We start from the raw sequence: 12,954 nt of genomic DNA on the forward strand, positions 1-12,954 counted from the left end.
CGCTTTTTACCTGGGAGTCACCACAGTGACCGACGTAACCGGCGCGCCTGCTGATGTACTGCACACCCTGTTCCACTCGGATCAGGGCGGTCATGAGCAAGTCGTGCTCTGCCAGGACCGCGCCAGCGGCCTCAAGGCCGTCATCGCCATCCACTCCACCGCCCTGGGCCCCGCCCTCGGCGGCACGCGCTTCTACCCGTACGCGAGCGAGCAGGAGGCCGTCGCCGACGCCCTCAACCTCGCGCGCGGGATGTCGTACAAGAACGCCCTGGCCGGGCTCGACCACGGCGGTGGCAAGGCCGTCATCATCGGCGACCCCGAGCAGATCAAGTCCGAGGAGCTGCTCCTCGCCTACGGCCGGTTCGTCGCCTCGCTCGGCGGCCGGTACGTCACCGCGTGCGACGTCGGCACCTATGTCGCCGACATGGACGTCGTGGCGCGTGAGTGCCGGTGGACGACCGGACGCTCCCCGGAGAACGGCGGCGCGGGCGACTCGTCGGTCCTGACCGCCTTCGGTGTCTTCCAGGGCATGCGAGCCTCCGCACAGCACCTGTGGGGCGACCCGACGCTGCGCGGCCGCAAGGTCGGCGTCGCCGGCGTCGGCAAGGTGGGCCACCACCTGGTCGACCACCTGCGCGAGGACGGCGCCGAGGTCGTGATCACGGATGTGCGGGCCGAGTCCGTGCGCCGGATCCTGGACCGGCACCCCTCGGGTGTCACCGCCGTCGCGGACACCGAGACGCTCATCCGCACCGAGGGCCTGGACATCTACGCCCCCTGCGCGCTGGGCGGCGCGCTCGACGACGACACCGTGCCGGTGCTCACGGCACGGATCGTGTGCGGCGCGGCCAACAACCAGCTCGCGCACCCGGGCGTGGAGAAGGACCTCGCGGACCGCGGGATCCTGTACGCCCCCGACTACGTCGTGAACGCGGGCGGTGTCATCCAGGTCGCCGACGAGCTCCACGGCTTCGACTTCGACCGGTGCAAGGCGAAGGCCGCGAGGATCTTCGACACCACGCTGGCCATATTCGCACGTGCGAAGCAGGACGGGATCCCGCCGGCCGCGGCGGCCGACCGGATCGCCGAGCAGCGGATGGCGGAGGCACGGCGTCACTGACGCCTGCCGAGGCCATAGGTGCTTGTCAGGGACCCGTCGGCGGTCGGTTGGGAGAGAACTCTCACGTCCGTCGGCGGGTCGGGCGCCAAGAAGAGGTTAAAATCGCGGTTGACCAGCGAGGACAGGGCACCTCGCGGGTTCTGGGTGTAGGCGCGTGCTGCGGGCGACGTACCGTATGGGCGTGGGCTCAGGTACCGTGGAAGCCCTACGGACCGGTCTCTCCACGGAGAGTCCGTTCCAGATCATGAACGCGTGTCAAGACTCTGGGGCCGTCGAGCCCCGTATCCGAGGGGGTCGAGCCATGGGGCGCGGCCGGGCAAAGGCCAAGCAGACGAAGGTCGCCCGCCAGCTGAAGTACAGCAGCGGCGGGACTGACCTCTCGCGTCTGGCCAATGAGCTGGGCGCTTCGACTTCGAACCAGCCGCCTAATGGCGAGCCGTTCGAGGACGACGACGAGGAAGACGACCCGTACGCACAGTACGCGGATCTCTACAACGACGACGACGAGGACGAGGACGACCAGTCCGGGCCTCAGTCGCAACGTCGCGGCGCTTGACGCAACAGCGTCCCTCGCAGTTTCCGCGATCTCTTCTCGTAGCGGATCTCCTGGCGTGGGTTTCTGGCAGATTCCGCCTGGCGGCTTTCTCGTAGCGACTGCACCTCACCCGGTCCGGGGCCTCAGCGCCGGACCGGGTTTCGTGCTGCTTCGGGAGCTTCGGCCCGCGTGACCGCCGGCCTCGGCTCCCGTCGCCCGCTTCAGCTCGCGTAGTCGCCGATGAGCTCAGCGCCCGTCGTGTGGTCCCCGCGCTCGGTGATCTCACCGGCGACCCAGGCGTCCACTCCGCGGTCCGCGAGGACGGCGAGGGCGACCTCGGCCGACTCCTCGGGGACGATCGCCATCATGCCGACGCCCATGTTCAGCGTCTTCTCCAGCTCCAGACGCTCGACATCGCCGGTCCTGCCGACCAGGTCGAAGACCGGTGCCGGGGTCCAGGTCCCGCGGTCGACCACGGCGTGCAGGCCGTCCGGGATCACGCGGGCCAGGTTGGCCGCGAGACCGCCGCCGGTGATGTGGCTGAAGGCGTGCACCTGGGTGCTCTTCGTCAGCGTCAGACAGTCCAGCGAGTAGATCTTGGTGGGCTCCAGGAGCTCCTCGCCGAGCGTGCGGCCGAACTCCTCGATGTGCTGGTCCAGGCGCAGATTCGCCCGGTCGAAGAGGACGTGCCGGACGAGCGAGTACCCGTTCGAGTGAAGACCGGAGGCCGCCATGGCGATGACCGCGTCACCCGTACGGATGCGATCCGGGCCGAGCAGCTGATCGGCCTCGACCACGCCGGTGCCGGCGCCCGCGACATCGAAGTCGTCCGGGCCGAGCAGACCGGGGTGTTCGGCCGTCTCGCCGCCCACCAGGGCGCAGCCCGCGAGGACACAGCCTTCGGCGATGCCCTTCACGATGGCCGCGACCCGCTCCGGGTGGACCTTGCCCACACAGATGTAGTCGGTCATGAAGAGCGGCTCGGCGCCGCACACCACGATGTCGTCCATGACCATCGCCACGAGGTCGTGGCCGATGGTGTCGTACACGCCGAGCTGCCGGGCGATGTCGACCTTGGTGCCCACGCCGTCGGTGGCGGAGGCGAGCAGCGGGCGCTCGAAACGCTTGAGGGCCGAGGCGTCGAAGAGACCGGCGAAGCCGCCGAGGCCGCCCAGGACCTCCGGGCGCTGCGTCTTCTTCACCCACTCCTTCATCAGCTCTACGGCGCGGTCGCCCGCCTCGATGTCGACTCCGGCAGCCGCGTAGGACGCGCCGGAGGCACTGCCCGTCGCCGCAGGGGACTGATCAGACACAGAAGACATTGCCTGGGATCTTTCGGTTGGTGAAACGGGGCTCTGCGGCGCTACGGGCGACGGATGGCGTCAGCCGCGGCCGTGGCTGCGGGACCCGCGGCCAGCTCGGTCTCCAGGAGCTGCTTGCCGAGCAGTTCGGGGTCGGGAAGCTCCATCGGGTACTCGCCGTCGAAGCAGGCGCGGCACAGATTCGGCTTGTCGATCGTCGTGGCCTCGATCATCCCGTCGAGCGAGATGTACGAGAGCGAGTCGGCGCCGAGCGAGGTGCCGATCTCCTCGACGGTCATGCCGTTCGCGATCAGCTCGGCGCGGGTCGCGAAGTCGATGCCGAAGAAGCAGGGCCACTTCACGGGCGGGGAGGAGATCCGGATGTGGACCTCGGCCGCACCCGCCTCGCGGAGCATCCGGACCAGGGCGCGCTGGGTGTTGCCGCGCACGATCGAGTCGTCCACGACGACCAGACGCTTGCCCTTGATGACTTCCTTGAGCGGATTCAGCTTCAGGCGGATTCCGAGCTGGCGGATCGTCTGCGAGGGCTGGATGAAGGTCCGGCCGACATAGGCGTTCTTGACCAGGCCGGCGCCGAACGGGATGCCGGAGGCCTCCGCGTAACCGATCGCGGCGGGCGTCCCGGACTCCGGGGTCGCTATCACCAGGTCGGCCTCCACAGGGGCTTCCTTGGCGAGTTTGCGGCCCATCTCGACGCGCGAGAGGTACACGTTCCGGCCTGCGATGTCCGTGTCGGGACGGGCCAGGTAGACGTACTCGAAGATGCAGCCCTTGGGCTTCGCTTCCGCGAATCGCGAGGTCCGCAGACCGTTCTCGTCGATGGCGACGAACTCGCCCGGCTCGATCTCGCGCACATAGCTGGCGCCGCAGATGTCGAGGGCCGCGGACTCGGAGGCCACCACCCAGCCGCGCTCCAGGCGACCGAGGACCAGCGGGCGGATGCCCTGCGGGTCACGGGCGGCGTACAGGGTGTGCTCGTTCATGAAGACGAGCGAGAAGGCGCCCATGACCTGCGGGAGGACCTTGGTGGAGGCCTCTTCTATGGTCAGCGGCTTGCCGTCGTCGTCGACCTGGGCCGCGAGGAGCGCGGTGAGCAGGTCGGTGTCGTTGGTGGCCGCCACACGAGTGGTGCGGCCTTCCTGCTTGGGCAGGTCGGCGACCATCTCGGCGAGCTGCGCCGTGTTGACGAGGTTGCCGTTGTGGCCGAGCGCGATGGAACCGTGCGCGGTGGCACGGAACGTCGGCTGGGCGTTCTCCCACACGGAGGCACCGGTGGTCGAGTAGCGGGCGTGACCGACCGCGATATGACCCTGGAGCGAACCGAGCGAGGTCTCGTCGAAGACCTGGGACACGAGGCCCATGTCCTTGAAGACGAGGATCTGGGAGCCGTTGCTGACCGCGATTCCCGCGGATTCCTGACCCCGATGCTGGAGGGCGTAGAGCCCGAAGTAAGTGAGCTTGGCGACCTCTTCGCCCGGAGCCCAGACACCGAAGACGCCACAAGCGTCCTGGGGGCCTTTCTCACCGGGGAGCAGATCATGATTGAGTCGACCGTCACCACGTGGCACGGCACCGAGTGTAGGCGAGATCGACCACTGGTCCGAATTGGCGATACGGGCCCCGCTGGGATCACTCGTCGGCCACCGCGCTGACCACCGTGCCGTTCTTGCTGGTCAGCGCGATGCCACGATGATCCAATGTGTAGGTGACCTTGCCGTCGAAGAGCTCCAGCAGCGTCTTCTCGGTCCTCATGAGTGAGTCTTGGCACATCATGCGGGTCGTCCGGGCCGGGCCGAGGGTGATATGTCCGTCGCCGACAGTGGCCCGACCGGTGGCGTGGTTGCAGCCGAGCCGGGCCTCGAAGGTGCCGTCCTCGCGCAGGACGAAGTACGCGTTCGCCCCCTTCGGGAGCGGCTGGGAGACGTTGTCGTCCCCCAGTGCCGTGACCGTCCACCTCGTCCCCCGCAGGGGTGCGTCCTTCTCCTCGGCGAGGCCGATCCGGTCGCCGTTGTCGGCGGTGAGCGTCAGCCGGCGGCCTTCGGCCTTCGCCGTGAACGGACCCTTGTCCGCGAAGGTCCGGCCCAGGCTCCGTTCGAAGTCCATCGGGCCCTTCGCGCAGGCCATGTCCGTCGTCCGGAGCTCGCCGAAGTCGACACGGTCACCCGTGAGGACGGCCTTCGAGCCGAACCCGTTGCAGCCGAGGCTGCCGCTGACGCGGCCGTCGTCCCCGATCCGCAGATACGCCCCCGAGGGCGCCCGCGTGGTCTTTCCTCCCACGGTGAGGCTGTCGACCGTCCAGTGCACGCCGGTCAGCGGCGCCGTCTCCGTCCGGGCGGAACCGTTCCCCGCCGTCTGGGCACCGCACGCGGCGGCGAGGGGCAGCAGGGTCAGGACACCGAGGGTCATTCGCTGCTTGTCCATGCCGATGTGACGGGAGGGCCGGGCGACCGGTTCCCCCGGGCGTGGGGCGGGAAGCCCGCGCGGGTGGCGCGTTCGGGCTGTCCCATCAGCGCGCAGGCTGTCCCTTCAGCGCGCGGGCTATCCCATCAGCGGGAGCAGGCCGCCGAGGTCGGCGCGCTCGCCGCTCGCGCTGACCTTCGCCTCGTCCAGCGCGGCCTTCCATTCCGTGCGGCCCGTCGCGAGCCGGATCCAGGTCAGCGGGTCGGTCTCGACGACGTTCGGCGGGGTGCCACGGGTGTGCCGGGGCCCTTCCACGCACTGCACGACGGCGTACGGCGGGATCCGGACCTCCGTCGACGCGCCGGGTGCCTTCACGGCGATCGCGTCGGCGAGCAGCCGGGTGCAGGCGGCGAGGGCCTGGCGGTCGAGGGGGATGTCGGTACCGGCGGCGCGGTTCAGGTCGTCGGTGTGGACGACGAGTTCGACGGTGCGGGTGACTAGGTAGTCGGCGAGGGTCATCGCCCCGGCGGGCACGCCGAGCAGCCGGTCGTCGGGGGCCGTGGCCAGGTGGTCAGTGATCCGCGCGCCGACGCCGGCGTAGAGCGCGTCGAGGTCGGGGTGGGCGGCGGCGAGTGCGCGCGTGCCGTCGGCGATCTTCCCGGAGCGGGAGGCCGTCCCGAACGGCCATTCCAGCAACCCGAGTTCCTTCGCGGCGGGCGCGGCCAGGTCGAGGTGCCGGCTCACGACGTCGAGCGACATCGTGATGTGCGTGGCCAACTCCCGCACGCTCCAGTCCCCGAGCCGCGCGGGCCGCGCCAACTGCTCCTCGCTCAGGGCACGTACGCCCTCCCGCACGTTCCCGAACTGCGCGAGCACCGCCGCGCGGATCTTGGCCGAGTCATAGGTGCGGGCGCGCTTGCGGGCTGGGGTCATACGGCGAGCCTAGAGCCTTTCGTCCGGATCACGTGGCCCCGAGACTCGGCGCCTTGCCCGCCGGGCCGAGCGGAGCGGAGCCCTCCGGGAACCGGCGCGCGCCCCGGCCTCCGTGGGGGATCGTCAGGGGCGGCGGGCGTAGTCCGTGAGCCGGTGTTCCACCAGCGTGAGCCCGTGTTCCACCAGCGCGAAGGCCCGTTCGGCGAGCCGGGTGCGTCGGCCGGGCCCCGCGCCACCGGCTCGGCGGGGCCACCACGGGCGGCCGCTTCTTCCAGACCTTGGGCAACGCACTGGGCACCGCAGGAGACCGAGCCTGTCCCGGCGTGACGAAGGCCCCACCCGTCGGAACGGGCGGGGCCTTCGCGGGCTCGGCGGGGCGGGCGGGTTACGCCAGCAGCGCCGGGATCGTCCCCTCGTGGGCCGTACGCAGCTCGGCCAGGGGGAGCGTGAACTCGCCCTGGACCTCGACGACGGCCGTGGCGTCGGACTCGTCGCCGTCGACGACACCGATGCGGGTGACGGGCAGACCCCGGGCACCGCACATGTCGTTGAAGCGGAGCTCCTCCGAGCGCGGGACGGCGACGACCGCGCGGCCCGCCGACTCCGAGAAGAGGAACGTGAACGCGTCGAGACCGTCGGGGACGATCAGGCGCGCGCCCTTGCGGCCCTGCAGCGCCGACTCGACCACGGCCTGGACCAGACCGCCGTCGGACAGGTCGTGCGCGGAGTCGATCATGCCGTCGCGGGAGGCCGAGATGAGGATCTCGGCGAGCAGCCGCTCGCGCTCCAGGTCGACCTTCGGCGGCAGACCACCGAGGTGGTCGTGGACGACCTGCGACCAGGCCGAGCCGCCGAACTCCTCACGGGTGTCGCCGAGCAGGTAGAGGAGCTGGCCCTCTTCCTGGAAGGCGACCGGGGTGCGGCGGGCGACGTCGTCGATGACGCCCAGCACCGCCACGACCGGAGTCGGGTGGATGGCGACGTCACCGGTCTGGTTGTACAGCGAGACGTTGCCGCCGGTCACCGGGGTGCCCAGCTGCTGGCAGGCGTCGGCCAGTCCGCGGATCGCCTCGGCGAACTGCCACATGACGGCCGGGTCCTCGGGCGAGCCGAAGTTCAGGCAGTCGGAGACGGCGAGCGGCTTGGCACCGGTCGTCGCGACGTTGCGGTAGGCCTCGGAGAGGGCGAGCTGCGCACCGGCGTACGGGTCGAGCTTGGCGTAGCGGCCGTTGCCGTCGGTCGCGATGGCGACGCCGAGCCCGGTCTCCTCGTCGATGCGGATCATGCCCGAGTCCTCGGGCTGGGCCAGCACCGTGTTGCCCTGCACGAAGTGGTCGTACTGGGAGGTGATCCAGGACTTGGAGGCCTGGTTCGGGGAGGAGACGAGCCTCAGGACCTGGTCCTTCAGCTCCTCGCCCGTCGCCGGGCGGGGCAGCTTGTTCGCGTCGTCGGCCTGGAGTGCGTCCTGCCACTCGGGGCGTGCGTAGGGGCGCTCGTAGACCGGGCCGTCGTGGGCGACCGTGCGCGGGTCGACGTCGACGATCTTGCCACCGTGCCAGAAGATCTCCAGGCGGTCGCCGTCGGTGACCTCACCGATGACGGTGGCGATGACGTCCCACTTGTCGCAGATCTCCAGGAACCGGTCGACCTTCTCCGGCTCGACGACCGCGCACATGCGTTCCTGCGACTCGCTCATGAGGATTTCCTCGGGAGAGAGAGTCGAGTCCCGCAGGGGTACGTCGTCCAGGGTGACGCGCATGCCGCCGGAGCCGTTGGACGCCAGCTCGCTGGTGGCGCAGGACAGACCGGCCGCGCCGAGGTCCTGGATGCCGACGACCAGCTTCTCGGCGAATGCCTCCAGGGTGCACTCGATGAGGAGCTTCTCCTGGAAGGGGTCGCCGACCTGGACGGCGGGACGCTTCGACGGCTTGGCGTCGTCGAAGGTCTCCGAGGCGAGGATCGACGCGCCGCCGATGCCGTCGCCGCCCGTGCGGGCCCCGTACAGGATGACCTTGTTGCCCGTGCCGGACGCCTTCGCGAGGTGGATGTCCTCGTGCCGCATGACGCCGATGGCACCGGCGTTGACGAGCGGGTTGCCCTGGTAGCAGGCGTCGAAGACGACCTCGCCGCCGATGTTCGGCAGACCCAGGCAGTTGCCGTAGCCGCCGATGCCCGCGACGACGCCCGGCAGGACGCGCTTGGTGTCGGGGTGGTCGGCCGCGCCGAAGCGCAGCGGGTCGACGACCGCGACCGGGCGGGCGCCCATGGCGATGATGTCGCGCACGATGCCGCCGACGCCGGTGGCCGCGCCCTGGTAGGGCTCGACGTACGACGGGTGGTTGTGCGACTCGACCTTGAAGGTGACCGCGTAGCCCTGGCCGACGTCGACGACACCGGCGTTCTCGCCGATGCCGACGAGCAGCGCGTCGGACTGCGGGGCCTTCTCGCCGAACTGGCGGAGGTGGACCTTCGAGGACTTGTAGGAGCAGTGCTCGGACCACATGACGGAGTACATGGCGAGCTCGGCGCCGGTCGGGCGGCGGCCGAGGATCTCGACGACGCGCTCGTACTCGTCCTTCTTCAGGCCCAGTTCGGCCCAGGGCAGCTCGACGTCGGGGGTCGCGGCCGCGTGCTCGACCGTGTCCAGAGGCGTACGGCTCATGCGTTGACCAGCTTCTTGAGGATCGAGGTGAAGAAGGGGAGGCCGTCGGTGCGGCCGGACCCGACCAGGGGCTCGACGGCGTGCTCCGGGTGCGGCATCAGACCGACGACGTTGCCCGCCTCGTTCGTGATGCCGGCGATGTCGCGCAGCGAACCGTTCGGGTTGACGTCCACGTAACGGAACGCGACCCGGCCCTCGGCCTCCAGCATGTCGAGCGTGTGCTCGTCGGCGACGTAGCGCCCGTCCATGTTCTTCAGCGGGATGTGGATCTCCTGGCCGGCCTCGTAGTCGGCGGTCCAGGCGGTCCCCGCGTTCTCCACCCGCAGCTTCTGGTCGCGGCAGATGAAGTGGAGGTGGTTGTTGCCGAGCATCGCGCCGGGAAGAAGGTGCGCCTCGGTGAGGACCTGGAAGCCGTTGCAGATGCCGAGAACCGGCATTCCGGACTTCGCCTGCTCGATGACGGTCTCCATCACCGGCGAGAAGCGCGAGATGGCACCCGCCCGCAGATAGTCGCCGTACGAGAAACCGCCGGGCAGCACGACGGCGTCGACCTGCTTGAGGTCCTTGTCCTTGTGCCAGAGGGCTACGGGCTCGGCGCCGGCCAGCCTGATCGCGCGCTGCGTGTCGCGGTCGTCGAGGCTGCCCGGAAAGGTGACGACTCCAATACGAGCGGTCACTTTCCGGCCTCCGCGACTTCCTCGACCTTGACGGTGAAGTCCTCGATCACGGTGTTGGCGAGGAAGGATTCCGCCAGTTCATGGATGCGGGCGAGCGCGGCGTCGTCCACCGGCCCGTCCACTTCGAGTTCGAATCGCTTTCCCTGACGGACGTCGGAGACACCTTCGAAACCGAGGCGCGGCAGTGCACGCTGCACCGCCTGGCCCTGGGGGTCGAGGATCTCCGGCTTGAGCATGACGTCGACTACGACGCGTGCCACTGGCACTCCCGGTGTGTGGTGCTGAGCAGGTCCCTTCAGACTACCCGTACAAAATTTCTACTCGCGTAGATTCGTAGAATCCTACGTGACCCCGATCACGATCACGCATCAGCCCGGGGGCATGCACGGAAAATCCTGGGAAAAACCGCAGAAGAACGGCAGGGGCCCATTGCCATCGGACACGCGGAGGGATTTAGTCGGGCTTCACAATGCAATGCCGGGCACTGTACAAATGAATTGGCAATAGCCGATACTTTGCTCGATAACAGCCGGACAGCCGACATCTCTCCGACAACTCCGTGACGTCAGCGCACGTCATGACCGTTGATCGCGAAGGTGTCGCACGAAGGGACCGATATTCGTGGCGCAGCGTGTCGTGGTCACTCTCTTTGACGACATCGACGGCTCGGAAGCGGCGGAGACGATCGCCTTCGGACTCGACGGCAAGTCGTACGAGATCGACCTCAATCGAGTCAACGCCGAGGGCCTGCGCAAGGCCCTCGAGCCGTACGTCGAGGCCGGCCGCAAGCGGTCGAAGTCCGGGAAGGCGTACACGCACACCGCGTTGACGCCCGATCCCGCGGCGGTCCGCGCCTGGGCCCGTTCCAACAAGATGGACGTGCCGCCGCGCGGCCGGATCCCCAAGAAGGTCTACGAGGCGTTCGCCGAGTCGCACTGAGCCGGCACCCGGCCGCGGACCGGGCCGGGCACCCCGCCGAGGTGCCCCCGGACCCCTCCACCGGACCCCCGAAGAACCGACTTGCGCTGACCCCCGCCCGATCGGCTAGAGTCTGGAACACGCCGAAGGGCAAGGCCGAAAGGTCGGAACCCGAAGGTCGTGCGGGTGTAGTTCAGTAGCAGAACATCCCCCTTCCAGGGGGAAGGCGCAGTGTGCAATTCCTGTCACCCGCTCTGCATCGCTCACCGATCGCTTGCCGATCAGGTAGGGTGGTGCTCGCGCCGATCGGTGGAAGCCGGTCGGAGGCAATGCGGACGTAGCTCAGTTGGTAGAGCGCAACCTTGCCAAGGTTGAGGTCGCCAGTTCGAACCTGGTCGTCCGCTCAGCGAAGTAAAGGCCCCGGTCATCGACCGGGGCCTTTCTCGTATCCCCATGCGCGGTATCCGCGTGCGCGCCGACGTCCTCACGACGGGATGCCGAAGCGTCTGACATTTGTCATGCCGAGTGATGACAACGCGCACTGCTGCCGGGCCCCGTCCGCGCCGACGCTGATTCCATGAACACGAGCGAGCACGACGACGTGATCGAGGTCACTGATCTGCGGCGTGTGTACGGGGGCGGCAAAAGGGATTTCGAGGCGGTGCGCGGAGTCAGCTTCTCCGTGGGCCGCGGTGAGATCTTCGCGCTCCTCGGCACCAACGGGGCGGGCAAGACCTCCACCGTCGAACTGATCGAGGGCCTGGCTCCCCCGGCCGCCGGGCGCGTGCGCGTCCTCGGACACGATCCGTACGCGGACCGGGCCGCCGTACGGCCCCGTATCGGCGTGATGCTTCAGGAAGGCGGCTTCCCGTCCGAGCTGACGGCCGCCGAGACCGCACGGATGTGGGCGGCGTGCACCAGCGGCGCCCGGCCCGCCGGAGAGGCCCTGGACAGGGTCGGGCTCGGGCACCGCTCGGACGTCCGCGTGAAGCAGTTGTCCGGCGGCGAGAAGCGGCGGCTGGATTTGGCGCTCGCGCTCCTCGGCGACCCCGAGGTCCTCTTCCTCGACGAGCCCACGACCGGGCTCGACGTGGAAGGCCGCCGCAACACCTGGGAGTTGGTCCGCGAACTGCGCGACGACGGGACCACGGTCCTGCTGACCACCCACTATCTGGAAGAGGCGGAGGCGCTCGCCGACCGGCTGGCGATCCTGCACGAAGGACGCGTCGCGGCCGTCGGCACCCCGGCCGAGGTGACCGCCTCCCAGCCGTCGCACGTCTCCTTCGAACTGCCCGACGGCTACCTCCCCGGCGACCTGCCCCCACTGCCGGAACTCGGGGTGAGCGGCCACGAGGCGTCGGGCCGGACGATCCGGCTGCGGACCGGCGAACTCCAGCGGACGGCCACCGCCCTGCTGGTGTGGGCCGAGCGGGCCCGCGTCGAACTGCGGGGGCTCGACGTGCGCTCGGCCTCCCTGGAGGAGGCGTTCCTGCGGATCTCGCGGGAGGCGGCGCACGGCGTGGACGGGACGAGGACGACCGCGGACACGCGGAAGGCACGCGGGAAGGGAACGGCGGCATGAGCGGAACAGCGGTCACCACCGGCACCGGCACGGCCGGGACCACGGCCGCCGGCCGGATCGGAGCACTGGCACGCGCCGAACTCACGCTGCTGAGCCGCACCAGGGCGACCCTCGCCACCGCGGTACTCGTCCCGATGGTCATGCCGCTCATGCTCCGCTCGAACCTCGGGTCGATGCACCTGAAAGGCACCGGACTCACCATCGGCTCGGTCCTGCTCCCCTCCTCCATCGGCTTCGCGCTCCTCTTCGCCGTCTACGGCTCCCTGGTGAGCGTGTACGCGGCGCGCCGGGAGGAACTCGTCCTCAAGCGGCTGCGCACCGGGGAACTGCGGGACCTGGAGATCCTCGCGGGTGCCGCGCTGCCCTCGGTGGCGATCGGTCTCACCCAGTGCCTGATCCTGACCGTCGCCTACCGGGCGACCCTCGGGATCGGGATGCCCGAGAGACCCGAACTCGTCCTGCTCGGGCTGCTGTCCGCGTTCGTCACCTGGCCGGCGCTCGCGGCCGTCACCGCGAGCCTCAGCAGGAGCGTCGAGGGCGCCCAGATCGCGGCCACCCCGCTGACCGTGGTGTCGCTGCTCGGCTCCGGGACCTTCATCCCCCTCGAACTGCTGCCGGACGGCATGGCCCGGTTCTGCGAACTGCTGCCTCTCACCCCGGTGATCACCCTGATCCGCGGCGGCTGGACCGGACACCTCTCCGCCCACGACACCCTCGGCGCCCTCGCCACGGCGGTGGCCTGGACCCTGATCGCGGTGTTTGCTGTACGACGGTGGTTCCGCTGGGAGCCGCGGCGGTGACCACG

Annotated in this window: 12 protein-coding genes and 2 tRNA genes; 7 read left to right on the forward strand and 7 right to left on the reverse strand. The window is 69.6% G+C overall.

What is annotated here, in order from left to right; all coding sequences use genetic code 11:
• Nucleotides 1-25 precede the first annotated feature (25 nt).
• Together OG485_RS21395 and OG485_RS21400 are read left to right on the forward strand one after the other, a co-directional pair.
• Nucleotides 26-1,120 (forward strand): Leu/Phe/Val dehydrogenase, encoded by a 1,095-nt coding sequence (locus tag OG485_RS21395; protein WP_328669979.1) that lies wholly within the window; start codon nt 26-28, stop codon nt 1,118-1,120.
• A 301-nt stretch (nt 1,121-1,421) separates the two neighbouring features.
• Nucleotides 1,422-1,676, forward strand: a complete 255-nt coding sequence (locus OG485_RS21400; protein WP_328450774.1) for a DUF3073 domain-containing protein — start codon at nt 1,422-1,424, stop codon at nt 1,674-1,676.
• Nucleotides 1,677-1,876: 200 nt separating this feature from the next.
• Here OG485_RS21400 and purM read toward each other — a convergent pair whose 3' ends face one another.
• The 7 genes from purM to purS all read right to left on the reverse strand — a co-directional run bounded on the left by purM (nt 1,877) and on the right by purS (nt 9,909).
• Nucleotides 1,877-2,977 (reverse strand): phosphoribosylformylglycinamidine cyclo-ligase, encoded by a 1,101-nt coding sequence (gene purM / locus OG485_RS21405; protein WP_443048736.1) that lies wholly within the window; start codon nt 2,975-2,977, stop codon nt 1,877-1,879.
• Nucleotides 2,978-3,018: 41 nt separating this feature from the next.
• Nucleotides 3,019-4,545 (reverse strand): amidophosphoribosyltransferase, encoded by a 1,527-nt coding sequence (gene purF / locus OG485_RS21410; protein WP_328450770.1) that lies wholly within the window; start codon nt 4,543-4,545, stop codon nt 3,019-3,021.
• Nucleotides 4,546-4,606: 61 nt separating this feature from the next.
• The gene (locus tag OG485_RS21415; protein ID WP_328669983.1) at nt 4,607-5,398 is read right to left on the reverse strand and encodes an META domain-containing protein; all 792 of its coding nucleotides are present in this window, start codon (nt 5,396-5,398) and stop codon (nt 4,607-4,609) included.
• Between the two features lie 117 nt (nt 5,399-5,515).
• Entirely contained in the window at nt 5,516-6,310 is a 795-nt protein-coding gene (locus tag OG485_RS21420; protein WP_328669984.1) for a maleylpyruvate isomerase family mycothiol-dependent enzyme, read from the reverse strand.
• A gap of 385 nt (nt 6,311-6,695) precedes the next feature.
• Nucleotides 6,696-8,972 (reverse strand): phosphoribosylformylglycinamidine synthase subunit PurL, encoded by a 2,277-nt coding sequence (gene purL, locus OG485_RS21425; RefSeq protein ID WP_328669986.1) that lies wholly within the window; start codon nt 8,970-8,972, stop codon nt 6,696-6,698.
• Nucleotides 8,969-9,649, reverse strand: coding sequence for a phosphoribosylformylglycinamidine synthase subunit PurQ (purQ, locus tag OG485_RS21430; RefSeq protein ID WP_328669988.1), 681 nt, complete (start codon nt 9,647-9,649; stop codon nt 8,969-8,971). The genes purL and purQ overlap by 4 nt, the downstream gene beginning before the upstream one ends.
• A complete protein-coding gene (gene purS / locus OG485_RS21435) occupies nt 9,646-9,909 on the reverse strand; it encodes a phosphoribosylformylglycinamidine synthase subunit PurS (protein ID WP_005482678.1) in 264 nt (87 codons plus the stop codon). Before purS ends, purQ begins: the two co-directional genes overlap by 4 nt.
• 361 nt (nt 9,910-10,270) lie before the next feature.
• On the opposite strand from purS, the gene OG485_RS21440 reads away from it, so the two are divergent.
• The 5 genes from OG485_RS21440 (at nt 10,271) to OG485_RS21460 (ending at nt 12,949) form a co-directional block, all read left to right on the forward strand.
• A complete protein-coding gene (locus tag OG485_RS21440) occupies nt 10,271-10,588 on the forward strand; it encodes a histone-like nucleoid-structuring protein Lsr2 (RefSeq protein ID WP_328670035.1) in 318 nt (105 codons plus the stop codon).
• A gap of 161 nt (nt 10,589-10,749) precedes the next feature.
• A tRNA-Gly gene (locus tag OG485_RS21445) sits at nt 10,750-10,821 on the forward strand.
• Between the two features lie 77 nt (nt 10,822-10,898).
• Nucleotides 10,899-10,971 (forward strand) — tRNA-Gly (locus tag OG485_RS21450).
• Nucleotides 10,972-11,144: 173 nt separating this feature from the next.
• A complete protein-coding gene (locus tag OG485_RS21455) occupies nt 11,145-12,149 on the forward strand; it encodes an ABC transporter ATP-binding protein (RefSeq protein ID WP_328670036.1) in 1,005 nt (334 codons plus the stop codon).
• Complete coding sequence (locus tag OG485_RS21460) at nt 12,146-12,949, forward strand: ABC transporter permease (protein WP_328670038.1); 804 nt, start codon at nt 12,146-12,148, stop codon at nt 12,947-12,949. Before OG485_RS21455 ends, OG485_RS21460 begins: the two co-directional genes overlap by 4 nt.
• The last annotated feature ends 5 nt before the right edge of the window (nt 12,950-12,954 follow it).

It is taken from the genome of Streptomyces sp. NBC_00328 (assembly GCF_036139655.1).
In the GTDB taxonomy this organism is placed as follows: domain Bacteria; phylum Actinomycetota; class Actinomycetes; order Streptomycetales; family Streptomycetaceae; genus Streptomyces.

What these genes read in the sequence shown, in the direction of transcription:
- OG485_RS21455 (WP_328670036.1), top strand. Translation starts at nt 11,145, where the DNA reads ATGAACACGAGCGAGCACGACGACGTGATCGAGGTCACTGATCTGCGG.
- purM (WP_443048736.1), bottom strand. Translation starts at nt 2,977, where the DNA reads ATGTCTTCTGTGTCTGATCAGTCCCCTGCGGCGACGGGCAGTGCCTCC.
- purL (WP_328669986.1), bottom strand. Translation starts at nt 8,972, where the DNA reads ATGAGCCGTACGCCTCTGGACACGGTCGAGCACGCGGCCGCGACCCCC.
- OG485_RS21415 (WP_328669983.1), bottom strand. Translation starts at nt 5,398, where the DNA reads ATGGACAAGCAGCGAATGACCCTCGGTGTCCTGACCCTGCTGCCCCTC.
- OG485_RS21420 (WP_328669984.1), bottom strand. Translation starts at nt 6,310, where the DNA reads ATGACCCCAGCCCGCAAGCGCGCCCGCACCTATGACTCGGCCAAGATC.
- OG485_RS21400 (WP_328450774.1), top strand. Translation starts at nt 1,422, where the DNA reads ATGGGGCGCGGCCGGGCAAAGGCCAAGCAGACGAAGGTCGCCCGCCAG.
- OG485_RS21460 (WP_328670038.1), top strand. Translation starts at nt 12,146, where the DNA reads ATGAGCGGAACAGCGGTCACCACCGGCACCGGCACGGCCGGGACCACG.